The organism is Kocuria sp. CPCC 205260, assembly GCF_040981045.1.
Taxonomy (GTDB): Bacteria; Actinomycetota; Actinomycetes; order Actinomycetales; family Micrococcaceae; genus Kocuria; species Kocuria palustris.
Genome location: NZ_JAVKPT010000003.1, coordinates 93,528 through 108,191, shown reverse-complemented (window position 1 = coordinate 108,191; position 14,664 = coordinate 93,528). Strand labels below are relative to the sequence as shown.

15 protein-coding genes and 2 tRNA genes are annotated in these 14,664 nt (G+C 71.7%); 6 read left to right on the top strand and 11 right to left on the bottom strand.

Annotated features, from left to right (window positions below; genetic code table 11):
• The first annotated feature begins 54 nt into the window (after positions 1-54).
• The 5 genes from RF645_RS07670 (at position 55) to asd (ending at position 4,189) form a co-directional block, all read left to right on the top strand.
• Entirely contained in the window at positions 55-1,005 is a 951-nt protein-coding gene (locus RF645_RS07670) for an NUDIX hydrolase (protein ID WP_024289909.1), read from the top strand.
• Between the two features lie 145 nt (positions 1,006-1,150).
• Positions 1,151-1,987: a thymidylate synthase gene (locus RF645_RS07665; protein ID WP_058871827.1), complete on the top strand. Its 837-nt coding sequence runs from the start codon at positions 1,151-1,153 to the stop codon at positions 1,985-1,987.
• Positions 1,987-2,517 (top strand): dihydrofolate reductase, encoded by a 531-nt coding sequence (locus RF645_RS07660; protein ID WP_368818892.1) that lies wholly within the window; start codon positions 1,987-1,989, stop codon positions 2,515-2,517. Before RF645_RS07665 ends, RF645_RS07660 begins: the two co-directional genes overlap by 1 nt.
• A 110-nt stretch (positions 2,518-2,627) precedes the next feature.
• The gene (locus RF645_RS07655) at positions 2,628-2,975 is read left to right on the top strand and encodes a GNAT family N-acetyltransferase (RefSeq protein WP_006213551.1); all 348 of its coding nucleotides are present in this window, start codon (positions 2,628-2,630) and stop codon (positions 2,973-2,975) included.
• 65 nt (positions 2,976-3,040) lie between these two features.
• Positions 3,041-4,189, top strand: a complete 1,149-nt coding sequence (asd, locus tag RF645_RS07650; protein ID WP_368818891.1) for an aspartate-semialdehyde dehydrogenase — start codon at positions 3,041-3,043, stop codon at positions 4,187-4,189.
• Positions 4,190-4,293: 104 nt separating this feature from the next.
• Here asd and RF645_RS07645 read toward each other — a convergent pair whose 3' ends face one another.
• The 11 genes from RF645_RS07645 to RF645_RS07595 all read right to left on the bottom strand — a co-directional run bounded on the left by RF645_RS07645 (position 4,294) and on the right by RF645_RS07595 (position 13,247).
• Positions 4,294-4,779: a PGPGW domain-containing protein gene (locus tag RF645_RS07645; protein ID WP_024289905.1), complete on the bottom strand. Its 486-nt coding sequence runs from the start codon at positions 4,777-4,779 to the stop codon at positions 4,294-4,296.
• Entirely contained in the window at positions 4,776-5,894 is a 1,119-nt protein-coding gene (locus RF645_RS07640; RefSeq protein WP_368818889.1) for a UDP-N-acetylmuramate dehydrogenase, read from the bottom strand. Before RF645_RS07640 ends, RF645_RS07645 begins: the two co-directional genes overlap by 4 nt.
• A 19-nt stretch (positions 5,895-5,913) precedes the next feature.
• Complete coding sequence (locus tag RF645_RS07635; protein ID WP_251714560.1) at positions 5,914-7,230, bottom strand: MFS transporter; 1,317 nt, start codon at positions 7,228-7,230, stop codon at positions 5,914-5,916.
• The gene (locus tag RF645_RS07630) at positions 7,227-7,730 is read right to left on the bottom strand and encodes a MaoC/PaaZ C-terminal domain-containing protein (RefSeq protein WP_006213556.1); all 504 of its coding nucleotides are present in this window, start codon (positions 7,728-7,730) and stop codon (positions 7,227-7,229) included. Before RF645_RS07630 ends, RF645_RS07635 begins: the two co-directional genes overlap by 4 nt.
• Positions 7,727-8,176, bottom strand: a complete 450-nt coding sequence (locus tag RF645_RS07625) for a MaoC family dehydratase N-terminal domain-containing protein (RefSeq protein WP_053447838.1) — start codon at positions 8,174-8,176, stop codon at positions 7,727-7,729. The genes RF645_RS07630 and RF645_RS07625 overlap by 4 nt, the downstream gene beginning before the upstream one ends.
• A gap of 160 nt (positions 8,177-8,336) precedes the next feature.
• Positions 8,337-8,410, bottom strand: a tRNA-Met gene (locus tag RF645_RS07620).
• A gap of 59 nt (positions 8,411-8,469) precedes the next feature.
• Positions 8,470-8,541: transfer RNA gene (locus RF645_RS07615), tRNA-Thr, on the bottom strand.
• Between the two features lie 52 nt (positions 8,542-8,593).
• Positions 8,594-9,025 (bottom strand): hypothetical protein, encoded by a 432-nt coding sequence (locus tag RF645_RS07610; RefSeq protein ID WP_368818888.1) that lies wholly within the window; start codon positions 9,023-9,025, stop codon positions 8,594-8,596.
• A 64-nt stretch (positions 9,026-9,089) separates the two neighbouring features.
• Positions 9,090-9,755: a response regulator transcription factor gene (locus tag RF645_RS07605; RefSeq protein WP_053447840.1), complete on the bottom strand. Its 666-nt coding sequence runs from the start codon at positions 9,753-9,755 to the stop codon at positions 9,090-9,092.
• A gap of 78 nt (positions 9,756-9,833) precedes the next feature.
• Positions 9,834-11,393, bottom strand: coding sequence for an ATP-binding protein (locus RF645_RS07600; protein WP_368818887.1), 1,560 nt, complete (start codon positions 11,391-11,393; stop codon positions 9,834-9,836).
• Between the two features lie 33 nt (positions 11,394-11,426).
• Entirely contained in the window at positions 11,427-13,247 is a 1,821-nt protein-coding gene (locus RF645_RS07595; RefSeq protein WP_006213562.1) for a DEAD/DEAH box helicase, read from the bottom strand.
• Positions 13,248-13,626: 379 nt separating this feature from the next.
• Here RF645_RS07595 and RF645_RS07590 point away from each other — a divergent pair, with 379 nt between their 5' ends.
• Positions 13,627-14,643, top strand: a complete 1,017-nt coding sequence (locus RF645_RS07590; RefSeq protein WP_368818886.1) for a DNA-3-methyladenine glycosylase — start codon at positions 13,627-13,629, stop codon at positions 14,641-14,643.
• The last annotated feature ends 21 nt before the right edge of the window (positions 14,644-14,664 follow it).

The window sequence follows — 14,664 nt, the reverse complement described above, 5'->3', positions numbered from 1 at the left end:
CGAGAGGACCCGAAAGCCGATATGGCCAAGAACCCGGACCGGCTGGCGTACCGCATGACGGAGCCGTCGCCCGATACCGATCCCTCGGTGCGCGCCGCCGGCTGCCTGTGCTGGCGCTCCGACGGCAGATCAGGCCTGGAGCTGCTGATCATCCACCGGCCCCGCTACGACGACTGGTCCTGGCCCAAGGGCAAGCAGGAGGACCAGGAGACGCTGCCCGAGACGGCGCACCGCGAGGTGCTCGAGGAGGTCGGGCTCGACGTCAGGCTGGGCGTCCCGCTGCCCGCGATCCGCTACAGGGCCAAGAGCGCGGAGAAGCACGTCCACTACTGGAGCGCCGAGATCGGCCCCCAGGATCGCCCGGAGGCCGACGGCCACGAGGTCGACCGGCTGGAGTGGGTCTCCCCCGAGCGAGCCCGCGAGCTGCTGAGCAACCGGAGCGACCTGGAGCCGCTGGAGCGGCTCGTCGAGCTGCACGCCGCCGGCGATCTCTCGGTGCGGCCCGTGATCATCGTGCGCCACGCGAAGGCCAAGCCGCGCTCGTCGTGGTCGCGCCCGGAGGGCGACCGTCCCCTGGCCGCCACGGGCAAGCGCCAGGCCATGGCGGTCACGCGCCTGCTCGAGGTCTGGTCCCCGAAGCGCGTGGTCAGCTCGCCGTGGCTGCGCTGCCTGTCCACCGTGACCCCGTACGCGCGCGCGGCCGGGCTCAAGCTCAAGGAGAAGCCGCAGCTCACCGAGGCCGCTCACAAGCGGCGTCCGGCGAAGGCAGGGGCCGTGGTGGAGTCCCTGTTCGACAAGGAGCCCTCGGCGGCGCTGTGCACCCACCGGCCCGTGCTGCCCACCGTCCTGCGCGTGCTGCGCGGCCGGCTCGATCCGCAGCTGCGCTCGATCCTGCCTGAGGAGGATCCCTACCTGGCCCCCGGCGAGATGATCGTGCTGCAGGTCTCGCGCAAGCACCGCCGCCGCGTGGTGACGGTCGAGATCGTCAAGCCGTTCGACGACTGACCCGAAGGCCGCACCCTCTTCCGTCCGGGGCGGCCGGCCCCGCCGCCTCGCCGCCTGAGCGCCGCGCGGAAGAACCGCTCCCTCGGCAGCGCTGACGACACCGCAGCCGACACGCACAAGACCCCGCACCTGGAGGCGACCCCACGTGAGCCCGAACCCGTCCACGGCCATCCCGACCCCCTACGAGGACCTCCTGCGCGAGGTCATGGCCGATGGCGTGCACACCTCCGATCGCACCGGCACGGGCACCCGCTCCGTGTTCGGGCGCCAGATCCGCTACGACCTCTCGCAGGGCTTCCCGCTGCTGACGACCAAGCGCGTGCACTTCCGCTCGGTGGCCCTGGAGCTGCTGTGGTTCCTGCGCGGGTCCTCGAACGTGCGCTGGCTGCAGGAGCGCGGCGTGAGCATCTGGGACGAGTGGGCCGACGCCGACGGCGAGCTCGGCCCCGTCTACGGAGTCCAGTGGCGCTCGTGGCCGGCTCCCGACGGCAGCGGCATCGACCAGATCGCCCGGGTGGTGGACTCGATCCGCACGAACCCCTACTCGCGCCGCCACATCGTCAGCGCCTGGAACCCGGCGGAGGTCGATCAGATGGCCCTGCCCCCGTGCCACGCGCTCTTCCAGTTCCACGTGCAGCCGCAGCAGGACGGTCCGGGACGGCTGTCGTGCCAGCTCTACCAGCGCTCGGCGGACATGTTCCTGGGGGTCCCCTTCAACATCGCCTCCTACGCGCTGCTGACGCACATGATCGCCCAGCAGACCGATCTGGTGCCCGGGGACTTCGTGTGGACCGGCGGCGACGTCCACGTCTACGACAACCACGTGGAGCAGGTGCAGCGCCAGCTCGCCCGCGAGCCGTACCCCTATCCGCGGCTGCGCTTGGCGCGCAGGCCGGAGGACCTCTTCAGCTACGACTTCGAGGACTTCGTCCTCGAGGGCTATGAGCACCACCCCGGGATCAAGGCCCCGGTGGCGGTCTGATGCCCGCCCCGCGCCTGTCCGCGATCTGGGCCCAGACCCCCGACGGGGTGATGGGCCGCGACGGAGGCATGCCGTGGCACCTGCCCGAGGACCTGGCTCATTTCAAGGCCACCACGCAGGGCCATCCCGTGCTCATGGGCCGGCGCACCTGGGAGTCCTTCCCCGAGCGCTTCCGCCCCCTGCCGGGCCGGACCAACGTGGTCGTGACCTCCCGCCCCGAGGACCCGGGGCTGCAGGCAGACCCGCGCGAGGACGGCACCGCGGTCATCGCGGTGAGCTCGTGGCGCGAGGCCGTGCGCGCCGGCGCCGAGGCGCCGGGCGGCGAGCACCTCTGGGTCCTCGGCGGGGCGCGCCTGCTCGAGGACGCCATGCCCGAGCTCGAGCACGCGGTCGTGACGGTGATCGAGATCGACGAGCCCGGAGACACCCGCGCACCCCGTCTGGAGACCCCGTGGCGGCTGGAGCGCCGCGACGAGGACCGCCTCTCGCGCACAGGGCTGCGCTGGCACGTGGAGCACTGGCGGCGCTGATCCGCCGCGCCGTCGTCGCGGCCGGTAGAGTGGTGCGCACCATATCCATGGCCGACCCGGGGCCCCGTCGATGGCGGGGGGGACCGGCAGCGGCCGGGCAGGAGGCCCTCGTGAGCACCCAGCAGGACGTCCCGGGCGATGCGCAGCGCCCCGAGCCGGAGATCCACGACGAGCCGGGTCTGCGCCTGGTCGACAACACCACCAGCGGGCGCGTGGAGCTGTGGCTCGACCAGACCTTCATCGGGTTCGAGGGCGTCGAGAAGCACCCGGACGGCACGCTCGAGCTGCAGCACACGATCATCGACGAGCGCCACGGCCGCCAGGGCTACGCCCGCACGCTCGTGACGCTCCTGCTGGAGGCCTGCCAGGCGGCCGGCGTGCTGGTGCGTCCCACCTGCACCTACGTCCAGGACTACCTGGAGCGCTTCCCGCAGTACCGCTCAGCCGTCGCGGACTGAGCCCTCTCGGGTCTCGGAGCCCGGACGAGGAATCGCAAGGGTCCCTTGACGCCGCCTAGACTGGGATGATGACCATCGATCACAGCTCCGCACCCGCCGTCGGCTTCGTCGGATGGCGCGGGATGGTCGGCTCCGTCCTCATGGACCGCATGCGCGCCGAGGGCGACTTCGCCGACATCCAGCCCGTCTTCTTCTCGACCTCCTCCCCCGGGGCCCCCGCTCCGCATATCGAGGGCCTCGGCGACACCGGGGTCCTCCAGGACGCGAACGACATCGAGGCTCTTCGGCGCCTGCCGATCATCGTGACCGCCCAGGGCGGCGGCTACACCTCCGAGGTCCACCGGAAGCTTCGCGAGACCGGATGGGACGGCCTGTGGATCGACGCCGCCTCGACCCTGCGCATGGAGGACAGCTCGGTCATCGTGCTGGACCCCGTGAACCGCGACGTCATCGACGCAGCGCTGGCCGGCGGCACCAAGGACTTCGTGGGCGGCAACTGCACCGTGTCCTGCATGCTCATGGGCCTGGGCGGGCTGTTCCGCAGCGGGCTCGTCGAATGGGCCACCTCCATGACGTATCAGGCGGCCTCCGGCGGCGGCGCCCGTCACATGCGCGAGGTCCTGCGCCAGTTCGGCGACCTCTCCTCGGCCGTGTCCGACGAGCTCGCCGATCCGGCCTCGGCCATCCTGGAGATCGATCGCAGGGTCCTGGATACCCAGCGCTCCGGGCAGCTCGACGTCGAGCAGTTCGGCGTGCCGCTGGCCGGCTCCCTCATCCCCTGGATCGACGCCGATCTGGGCAACGGCCAGTCCCGCGAGGAGTGGAAGGCCGAGAAGGAGACCAACAAGATCCTGGGCCTGTCCGGCGACGACCAGATCGCGATCGACGGGCTGTGCGTGCGCATCGCCGCCATGCGCTCGCACTCGCAGGCGCTGACGATCAAGCTCACCGAGGACGTCCCCGTCGAGGAGATCGAGCGGATCCTCGATGCCGACAACGAGTGGGCCACCGTGGTCGCGAACGAGAAGGAGGCCTCCATGAACGGACTGACCCCCGTCTCGGCCTCAGGGTCCCTGCAGATCCCGGTGGGGCGCCTGCGCAAGATGTCCATGGGCCCGCAGTACCTCTCGGCCTTCACGGTGGGCGACCAGCTGCTGTGGGGCGCGGCCGAGCCGCTGCGCCGCATGCTGCGCATCGCCATCGGAGCGCTGTGAGGCGCACGCGGCGCTGAGCACCGCCGCTCGTCCCGGTGCGGCCCCTCGGGGCCGCGGATGCGCCGCCCTGCGCGCCGACCACGAGCGGCTCGAGCAGCCCCTCGTCAGGCACCCGGGGCTGCATTATGAGGGCCGCCGCGCACGCGGCGGCCCTCTCGCTGCGCCTGGGCCGCCTCCTCAGCTCGACGGGAGCGCTCCGCGGCTCCGGAGAGGCACCAGCGCCACCAGCCCGCCGCACGCGTGCCCTTCCACCAGGTCCACAGGCGGGTCACCTGGTGCAGCGCCCAGTGGTTGAGCCGCTCGGCCCAGGCGAACTCGAGCGACCACACGCCGATGCCGAGGAACACGAACAGCCAGCCCGGCCCCGGGATGAACCACATGATCACCCCGGCCATCAGCAGGACGAATCCCGCCACGGAGATCAGCCCGACCACCAGCGTGCGCCGCAGGCGGGATCCTCGGTGCGACCAGTCCTGGAACGCGCGCATCCGCCGCCGGATCGGGTGGCTGTGGCTCTGACCGCGGCGGATCTCGTCGGCCAGGTCCTCGCCCTGCGGCGGAACCTCGGCGAGAGGCTCCTGCGGGGTCACAGGCGGAAGCCCACCATCACCGGCTCGGGCACCAGCTGCACGCCGAAGGCCTCCTGGACTCCGTCGCGCACGGTGCGGGCCAGGGCCTCCACGTCCGAGGCGCTGGCCGAGCCGCGATTGGTCATGGCCAGGGTGTGCTTGGTCGACACGGCGGCTCGGCCCTGGGCCACATCCGGGCCCTCGAGCCCGAGGCGCTCGTTGCGCGTGCCGGGCAGCCCGAAGCCCTTGCCGAACCCCGAGCGATCGATCAGCCAGGCCGCCGAGAGCTTCAGCCGGCCCTCGACCGGCGAGCCGGTGCCGTCGAGCACCGGATAGCGCGGGGCATCGGCCGGCAGCAGCCGCTCGGCCTCCTGGGCCTCGACGATGGGGTTGGTGAAGAACGAGCCGGTGGAGAAGGTATCGGGGTCCTGCGGGTCCAGGACCATGCCCTTGGAGGCTCGCAGCTCCAGGACGGTGCGACGCACCTGGACCGGATCCGCGCTGCCGCCGACCTCCACGGCCAGGGCGTCGGCCAGCTGGCCGTACTGGATCGGCGCGGAGTCCGTGCCCTGTGCCAGCCGGAAGCCGACCTCGAGGACCACGTAGCGCGGAGAGCCCGCCTCGGTGGTGCGCTTGAGCAGGGAGTCGCGGTAGGCGAAGTCGAGCTCGGCGGCCTCGAACTCGCGGACCTCCCGCGCGCGCCGATCCCAGGTGCTGACACGCACGATCGTGCGGGAGACCTCCGCGCCGTAGGCCCCGACGTTCTGCACCGGGGTGGCCCCTGCGGTGCCCGGGATGCCGGACAGGGCCTCGAGGCCCACCAGCCCGCGGGAGACGGTCTGCTCGACGACGTCGTCCCAGGCATGCCCCGCCTGCACGGTCACGATCACGGAGCCGTCGTCCGACGGGTCCGAGACCTCGAGGCCCTGCGAGGCCAGGTGCACCACCACGCCGTCGAAGCCGTCATCTCCGACCAGCAGGTTGGATCCGCCGCCGACGAGCAGCACGGGCCTGCCCTGCTCGTCGGCGGCGCGGACGGCGTCGATGATCTCCTGCTGGCTGCCGGCGCGGATCAGGGACCCGGCGGGGCCGCCGATGCGGGTGGTGGTCAGCGTGGAGAGCTCGGGGGAAGTCATGCCCCCGATCCTATCGACCTCAGGCCGCGGTGCCCGCTCGAGCTCCGGCCGAGGCCGGCGGCCGCAGATTCGAGACCAGCAGCATCGAGACGATCACGAAGATCATCACGAAGCCCAGGGCGCCTCGCACGCCCACGGCCTCGCCGAGCAGCCCCAGCAGCGGCGGACCGCCCAGGAACGCGCCGTAGCCGATGGTCGAGACCACGGAGACATTGGCGGCGGCCCGACGGGGATCGTCGGCGGCGGCGGACATGCCCACGGGGAAGCCGAGGGAGGCGCCGATGCCCCACAGGAACAGCGCGATCATGCCGGCGGCAAGGGAGGGTGAGAACACGAAGACGCCCAGTCCGACCAAGGCGAGCGCGCAGGCGGTGCGCAGCACCGCGAGGCGGCCGAACCGGTCGATCAGCCGGGTGCCGCTGAGCCGGCCGGTGGTCATGGCAGCCACGAAGATGCCGTAGCCGATCGCGCCCAGGTGCGCCGGGGCCTCGTAGCCGTCGGTGATGGCCAGGGCCACCCAGTCGTTGGCCGCGCCCTCCGTCAGCGCCATGCCGAGCACGAAGACCCCCACCAGGACGGTGCGCTTGTCTCTCCAGGCATCGCCGACCCCATAGGTCTCGTCCTGCGCGGTCGCAGCGCCGGAGTCGCGTCCGCGGCCGTCGGAGGCCAGGTCGATCTGCTGCATGGTGCCGGTGATGATGGGCATCTGCGAGGAGACGGGGTTGAGCTCGGCGGCGGCCCGCCGGTCGCCCTGGAAGCGCGGCAGCGCCAGGGCCACCAGCAGACCCATGACCAGGGCCATGGCACCCACATGCCACACCACGGCCACCCCGCCGGCGGTCGCGATCGAGCCCACGACGGCACCGGTCACCGTGCCGATCGAGAAGAACGCGTGCATCAGCGGCATGATGCTGCGGCCCATGGCCGTCTCCAGCGCGGTTCCCTCGACGTTGGAGGCCACGTTCCAGGTGGCGGAACCCAGGCCGAAGAGCAGCATGCCCACGGCGGTCACCAGGACCGAGCCGATGACGCTGACGCCCACGCCGATCAGGATCATGCCCATCACGACCATGGATGCGGTGACGGCGATGCTGCGCTTGGCCCCCAGCCGCATCACGGTCATGCCCGAGGTGGACACCGAGGCGAAGGCCGCGATGGTCTGCGTGAGCAGCAGCGCCCCCATGGCCGCCGGGCCCAGCTCGAGCCGCTCGGAGATCGCGGGGATGCGGGTGAGCCACGCGGAGATGCCGATGCCCGAGGCGAAGTAGATCGCGAAGACGCTGATGCGCCACGGGCGCAGGCTGGACGGCTCAGGCTTCGTGCGCCCCCGGGTCAACGGCAGACCACCATCGCCTGCGCCTTGACCAGGACCTTCTGCGAGGCCGCCTCAGCGGGATCGGCCTGCGGGTCCGAGAGATCGGGGGCCGTGACGGTCAGGTCGATGCGGGCGGTGCCGGCCTGCTCGTCCAGGGCGCCCACGACGCCGACGATGCTCAGCGTGGTGGACGGCTGGATCTCGGCGGCGCCCTCGCGGACGCCGTTCGGCACCACGACCGGCTTGGTGAAGCGGGTCTGGACGTCGACGACGCGCCCCGGATCCCCCGCCCAGTCGGCCACGAGCTGCATGGCGGCACCCATGGTCAGCATGCCGTGGGCGATGACGTCCGGCAGGCCCACGGAGACGGCGAACTCCTGGTTCCAGTGGATGGGGTTGAAGTCCCCGGAGGCGGCGGCGTAGCGCACGAGATCGGCGCGGGAGAGCTGGAGGTCGCGGCGAGCGACCTCCTGGCCCTTCTCGAGCTCGGCGAGCACCGGAGCGGTGTCTGCAGCGGTCACTGGTCGTCTCCTCTCACCAGCAGGGACGAGCGCGCGGTGGAGACCGGCTGGCCCTGGCGGTCGGTGATCTCGGTGCGGAACGTCACCATGGCCCCGGTGCCGACGGCGCGCACGGCATCGACGGTCGTGGCCGCGACGAGCTCGTCGCCGACGACGATGGGGCGGGCGTGGGTGAAGCGCTGATCGGCGTGCACGACTCGGGAGAAGTCGATCCCGGCCTCCGGGTCCGCCACCACGGCGGCCTCCGCGCGCTGGGCGACGATGATCGCGAAGGTCGGCGGGGCGAGGAGGTCCGCATGGCCCAGAGCACGAGCTGCCTCCGGGTCCGTGTGGGCCGGGTCCTGCGCGAAGACGGCCGCGGCGAACGCGCGCACGGCCTCCCGCGAGACGGTGTAGGGCTCGATGGCCGGATACGTCCGACCGACGAGCTCGGGGCTGATGGCCATGGCGGTGCAACCTCCCGTGGGTGCGCGGGCCCGATCCTGCGGCCGCTGACGGATTCTCGGGGACGGGGCCCCGGAGGCTGCACCGGGAAGGCGCCCCACCGCTGCCCCTGCAATAGGAGAAGCCCGCGATCCGAGTGGGGATCACGGGCTTCATCTTCCGTAGCGGTGGACGGGCTCGATCCGTCGACCTCACGATTATGAGTCGTGCGCTCTAACCAGCTGAGCTACACCGCCAGGAGAGACGATGACGCCCGCATCCCCGTCATGACGCGGATGCGGGCCCTCATCTCGAGAGCCCCGACCGGGAATCGATCCCGGGACCTCCATCTTACCAAGATGGCGCTCTACCACTGAGCTATCGGGGCAACGCGGAATACTGTACAGCACACCTGGCTGAGACATGAAATCGGAGCCGGCTCAGTCATCATCCCAGTCGCCGTCGTAGTCGCCGTCCGCATCGTCGTCCCAGTCGTCGTCGTAGCCCTGGGACTGCTCGAGCGGGACGGGAACGGGGACGGGCTCCTGCGCCGGGGCCGGAGCCGGAGCAGGCGTCGCGGCCGGCTGCTGCCCTTCCCGGGTCGGCTGCGAGGCGGCCTCCTCCCGTGACGGCTCCGACGACGGCTGCGCCGAGGCCTCCTGCGACGGGCCCGCAGAAGGATCCTGCGAGGCAGCGTACGAGGAGTCGTCCTCGGCCGGCTCGCTCGTGGCGCCGTCCTCGGGATCCTCGCTGCTGCCGACGCCGTCGCGCAGGACCTCGGTCTCCGGGGTCGCAGGGCCCGCAGAGACCCACAGGGCGACGGCGAGGATCGAGGCGACGATCAGGGCGAGGGCGGACCAGAGGATGCGCATGTCCCCACCATGGCCTCCGCACGTGAGACGAGCATGAGGACCGCCTCGCTCGGCGCCGATCGGCTCAGATCTCCGCGAGCCTGTAGCCGGCTCCGCGCACCGTGATGATCCGCTCGGGCCCGAGCTTGTTGCGCAGGTAGCGCACGTAGACGTCCACCACGTTCGAGGAGCCCTCGAAGTCGTAGCCCCAGACCTTGTCCAGCAGCAGGTCGCGGGTGAGCACCTGGCCCGTGTTCTCGAGGAGCACCTGGGCCATCGAGAACTCGCGGGCCGACAGGGCGATCTCCTGGTCGTGGACGAACGCGCAGCGCCGCGAGATGTCCAGCGTCAGGCTCCCGGCGGTGAGCCTGCCGTCGTCTCCGGCGGAGCCCGTCTGACGCAGGCGCGCCTTCACCCGCGCCAGAAGCTCGGCGAAGCGGAAGGGCTTGGCCAGGTAGTCATCGGCCCCGGAGTCCAGGCCCTGCACGGTGTCCTCCACCGAGTCCCGAGCCGTGCACATGATCACGGGCATTCCGGAGCCGCCGGCGCGCAGCTCGGCGAGCACCTGGAAGCCGTCGAGCCCGGGCAGTCCGACGTCGAGCACGAGGAGGTCGTAGACGCCGGTGCTGGCCAGATCCAGGGCCTCGACGCCGTCCTCGACGACCGCGGTCTCGTAGCCGGAGGCGCGCAGCCCTTTCTGGATGAAGCGGGAGATCCGCTCCTCGTCCTCCGCGATCAGGATGTTGGCCATCTCCCGGTCCCTTCCTGGTGTCGTGACTGCCGCGGGGCTCTCCCGCTCGGGGCAGGCTCGCACAGGAAGATGAGGGGATCAGGAGAGAGATTCGACCGGCGTCTCGGCGGGCTCCGGCGAGGGCCCGCCCTCCGGCAGCATCAGGGTGAACTGAGAGCCCGCGCCGAGCGATGAGCGCAGCGCGACCCGCCCGCCGTGCCCGCGCGCGATGGCCTCGACGATGGCCAGGCCCAGCCCGGAGCCCTCGACCGTGCGCCCCGCCGAGGCCCGGCCGAAGCGCTCGAAGATCCGGGCCTGGTCCTTCACATCGATGCCGGCGCCGGTGTCGCGCACCCACAGCTGCAGCCGCCTGCCGCCGTCGTCGAGCTCGCCCCAGGAGGCGCCGATCGCGATGGTGTCGTCCTCGGCGCTGAACTTCACGGCGTTGGCGGCCAGCTGGATGACGGCCTGCATGAGCCGTTCGCGGTCGGCCACCAGCAGGCCCTCGCAGCGGGAGTCGACCCGCCAGCGGCGCTGCCCGGAAAGGGCCGAGAGCCGCGCGAAGGCGTCGTCCAGGAAGGCGGAGACCTCGAAGGAGGCCGGGCGCACGAAGTCCGGGCGCCGCGACCGGGCCAGCATCAGGAGGTCATCGACCAGGCGGTTCATCCGCGAGATCTCGTCGAGCATCAGATCGCGGGTCTCGGCGGCGTCGTGCGGATCGTGCTCGTCCATCAGCTCGAGGTTGCCGTGCAGGATGGTCAGCGGCGTGCGCAGCTCGTGGGCGGCGTCGTCCAGGAACTGGCGCTGCTCCTCGAAGCCCTCCTGGAGGCGATCGAGCATCCCGTTGAAGTTCTCCGCCAGGTGAGCCACGTCCGAATCCTGGCTGGGCACCTCCACGCGGCCGGAGAGATCGTTCACCGAGATCGACTCGGTGGCCTCGCGCAGCCTCGAGATCGGTGCGGTGACGCGCCCGATCAGGTAGTAGGCCACCGCTGAGGCGGCGACCAGGAACAGCAGGGAGATCATGACGTAGCGCCACCATGAGTCCAGGATCTCCTGGCGGCCCTGCGTGATGTCCGTGGCCACGACCAGGTAGCCCTCGGACGCATCGCCGTCGATGTCCACGTGGATCAGCCCGAAGCCGATGTCGCGGCCGTCGTGCTGTCCGATGGTGTGGACCGTGCGGTCCGACTGGCCGTGCTCGCGCACGACCTCCTCGATCACGTCGTGGCTCAGGCCCTCGCCGGCCGGGCCGTCGTAGGTGTAGCGGACCTCGCCGTCGACCAGCCCCACGATGACCTCGTCAGGGGCCGGCACGGAGGTGGACATGAACGTCCACAGCAGGTGCTCGACGCTGTCGAACCGGCTGTCGAAGGCGTCCTCCGGTGCCGTCTCGGCAGGCGGGCCGGCCATGGCATCGGCCTCCGCCGAGGCGGGGCCGCGATCGAGCAGCCGCTGCAGCTCCCCGGCCTCCTGCTCGGTGCCCTGGGCCACCGAGGCCTCGAGCTGGCCGTAGCGGACCCAGTGCGTGGCCGCGCCGATCGCCAGCACCGTCAGAGCGGTGATGGTCACGACCACCACGAGGGCCCGTCCACGCACCGACGTCAGCTGCCGGAGCACAGCGCCGCCCCGGGCGGCGGCGGCGGGCTCTGCGGTCATGACTCACACGATACGCAGGCCCGCCTTCTACGATCAGCGCGATCCGTGGCGCTGCGAGCCCTTCCGGCCGCCCGTGAACTTCTTGTGGCCGCCGCTGTGCTCGGGACGGGCCGAGCGGCCTCCGCGGCGGTCGTCGCCGCGGTAGCCGCCGCGGTCGCTGCGCGCGCCGCTGGACTTGGGGCCGCGGTCCTGGCGGATGTCCAGGCGCTGGCCGTTGATCTCGATGGCGCCCAGGCGGTCCAGGTCTGCGCGGGAGAGATCGTCCGGCAGCCCGATCAGGGTGAACGACGGCTTGATCTCGATCGCGCCGATGTCCGAGCCCTTGAGCCCGCCCTCGTTGGTCAGGGCGCCGACGATCGAGCCCGGAAGCGCACGGTGCTTGTGGCCCACGGCCATCCAGTACGTCGCCTTGCCCTCCTCGGAGCGCGGGGTGCGTCCGCCGCGCTCCGAGCGCTCGCCGCGATCGCGCTCCTTGCGCTTGGGCTCGGGCAGCTCCTGGGCGAAGAAGGGCTGGTCGCCCTGCGAGATCACGGCCAGGGCCGCGGCGACCTCGAGCGGGTCGACGTCGTGGTCCTCGACGTAGGCGGTGACCATCTCGCGGAAGGCCGAGAGATCCTGGGTCTCGATCGTGTCCGTGATCGACTGCCCGAACTGATCGACGCGAGTGCGGTTCACGTCCTCGACCGAGGGCATGGGCATCTGCTCGACCGGCTGGCGCGTGGTCTTCTCGATCGCGCGCAGCAGGTACTTCTCGCGCGGGGTCATGAACAGGATCGCATCGCCCGAGCGGCCCGCGCGGCCGGTGCGGCCGATGCGGTGGACGTAGGACTCGGTGTCGTGCGGGATGTCGTAGTTCACGACCAGGGAGATGCGCTCCACGTCCAGTCCGCGGGCGGCGACGTCGGTGGCGACCAGGATGTCGATCTTGCCGCTGCGCAGCTGCTCCACGGACTTCTCGCGGGCCTGCTGCGGGATGTCGCCGTTGATCGCGGTGGCGGCATGGCCGCGGGCGCGCAGCTTCTCGGCGACCTCCTCGGTCGCAGCCTTGGTACGCACGAAGACGATGATGCCGTCGTGCTCCTCGACCTCGAGCAGGCGCGTCATGGCCTCGAGCTTGTGGGCGCCCATGACCTGCAGGTAGCGCTGGCGGATGTTCGTGGCGGTGGAGGTCTTGGCCTTGACCGAGATCTCCTCCGGGTTGCGCAGGTAGCGCTGGGCGATCTTGCGGATCGCCGGGGGCATGGTCGCGGAGAACAGGGCGACCTGCTTGTCCTCGGGGGTCTGCGACAGGATCGTCTCGACGTCCTCGGCGAAGCCCATGCGCAGCATCTCGTCGGCCTCGTCGAGCACGAGGTACTGGAGGTCGTCGAGCTTCAGGGAGCCGCGCTTGAGGTGATCGATCACGCGGCCCGGCGTGCCGACGACCACCTGGGCGCCGCGGCGCAGCCCGGCCAGCTGCGGACCGTAGGAGGAGCCGCCGTAGACCGGCAGGACGGTGAAGTCCTCGAGCTGGACGGCGTAGGAGGCGAAGGCCTCGCCGACCTGCAGCGCCAGTTCGCGGGTGGGGGCCAGCACCAGGACCTGCGTGGAGGTCGACGGGCCGTTGAGATCGGCCAGCTCGGCCAGGCGCGACAGGGCCGGGACCGCGAAGGCCGCGGTCTTGCCGGTGCCCGTCTGCGCCATGCCGACGACGTCGCGGCCCTCCAGCAGGACCGGGATGGTCGCCTCCTGGATGGGCGAGGGCTTCTCGTAGCCGATGGCCTCGAGCGCTGCGAGCACGCGGGCGTCGATGCCGAGCTCGGCGAAGGTGGGGGTGGTGTCCTGGGTGTTCTGGTCGGGGGCGTTCTCGCTCATCCGAGCTCCTCACGGGATCGAGCGCACGACGAGGCGCCGCTGGAGGAGCGGTCGTCTGAAGTGGCTGCACATGGCTCCGGTGCTCCCCGAGTGCAGAAGGCGTCCTGCGTCGCTGGTTCCGCGCGGTTCGAAGCGCGGTGCGAGCCGAGGCTCGACGGTGGAGGCGACGGGATTCCAGCGGCCTGAGGCGGCCGCCGATCACCGACGAGAAGACGTCGGTGCACGACAGACAGATCCAGGGATGTGACCGGAAGGGTCGGTCCACCCTAACCCACGCCTCCGCTGCTCGACCGGGGATGCAGGCCATCGTGAGCAGAGACACTCGGGCGGCTGCACCGCCGCGGCTGTGCTGTCGCCCCGCTGTGCCACGATCAGCGCCATGTCCGCCGGTCGCACACGCAGCACCCCCGCTCGCCCTCGCGGCGCGGTCCAGGACGGGACAGCGCAGGCCGGCGAACATCGTCGGCGCTGGAGCCCGCCGGGGCCGGTGGACCTGGCGCAGTCGCTGGGGGCGCTGTCGCGCGGGGCGCGGCACACGACCGCGCAGGTCCCCTCCCCGCAGCAGGCCTGGATCACCGCCCGGGTCGACGGCGCCCCGCTCACCGCGCGCTTCACCCGCGCCGGGGACGGCGACCTCCTGCGCCGGGACATCCTCGTCGATGCCTGGGGCCCCGGAGCCCGGGGCTTCCTGGACGAGGCTCCCCTGTGGTGCGGGGCCCGCGACGACTGGTCCGCGTTCGAGGACTCCCCCGCCTGGGACGCCCTGCCGAGCTCCCTGCGTCAGGCCCGACATCACAGCCCGGGGATGCGCCTGATCTCCACCGGTCGGCTCTTCGAGGCTCTGTGCGCCGCGGTGCTCGAGCAGCGCGTCACCGGGCACGAGGCCATCCGCGAGCAGCGCTGGCTGGCCCGCGCCCATGGGGACGCAGCCCCGGGCCCCGCACCCCGCGGCATGGCGGTCGCACCGACCCCGCAGCAGGTGCGGGCGATCCCGTCCTGGGCCTGGCATCGAGCAGGGGTCGATCCCGCCCGCTCGCGGACCATGGCTCTCATCGCCGCCCGGGCCGGTGCGCTGGCCCGCTGGAACCGCCGCCCGCTGGATGAGGATCTTGAGCGCGCGCTGAGATCCCTGCCCGGCGTGGGCCCGTGGACCGTCGCCGAGACCCTTCAGGTCACGCATGGCGATCCCGATCGCGTCAGCGTGGCCGACTACCACCTGGCGCATCACGTCACCGAGTTCTTCGACGGCTGCCGGGGCGACGACGCCCGCATGCTCGAGCTGCTCGAACCCTGGCGCGGGCACCGTCAGCGCGTCGTGCGGCTGCTGCACGCCTCGCAGTGGCGGGCCCAGCGCATGGGGCCGCGGCTGTCCCCCGAGGACCACCGCGAGCACTGACTCCAGGCGCTGCAGGGCGGT

Excerpts from the sequence above, each read along its gene's own strand:
- RF645_RS07610 (WP_368818888.1), bottom strand. The coding sequence starts at position 9,025 with ATGCGCATCCTCTGGTCCGCCCTCGCCCTGATCGTCGCCTCGATCCTC.
- RF645_RS07670 (WP_024289909.1), top strand. The coding sequence starts at position 55 with ATGACGGAGCCGTCGCCCGATACCGATCCCTCGGTGCGCGCCGCCGGC.
- RF645_RS07660 (WP_368818892.1), top strand. The coding sequence starts at position 1,987 with ATGCCCGCCCCGCGCCTGTCCGCGATCTGGGCCCAGACCCCCGACGGG.
- RF645_RS07595 (WP_006213562.1), bottom strand. The coding sequence starts at position 13,247 with ATGAGCGAGAACGCCCCCGACCAGAACACCCAGGACACCACCCCCACC.
- RF645_RS07640 (WP_368818889.1), bottom strand. The coding sequence starts at position 5,894 with ATGACTTCCCCCGAGCTCTCCACGCTGACCACCACCCGCATCGGCGGC.
- RF645_RS07590 (WP_368818886.1), top strand. The coding sequence starts at position 13,627 with ATGTCCGCCGGTCGCACACGCAGCACCCCCGCTCGCCCTCGCGGCGCG.
- asd (WP_368818891.1), top strand. The coding sequence starts at position 3,041 with ATGATGACCATCGATCACAGCTCCGCACCCGCCGTCGGCTTCGTCGGA.
- RF645_RS07600 (WP_368818887.1), bottom strand. The coding sequence starts at position 11,393 with ATGACCGCAGAGCCCGCCGCCGCCGCCCGGGGCGGCGCTGTGCTCCGG.
- RF645_RS07625 (WP_053447838.1), bottom strand. The coding sequence starts at position 8,176 with ATGGCCATCAGCCCCGAGCTCGTCGGTCGGACGTATCCGGCCATCGAG.
- RF645_RS07605 (WP_053447840.1), bottom strand. The coding sequence starts at position 9,755 with ATGGCCAACATCCTGATCGCGGAGGACGAGGAGCGGATCTCCCGCTTC.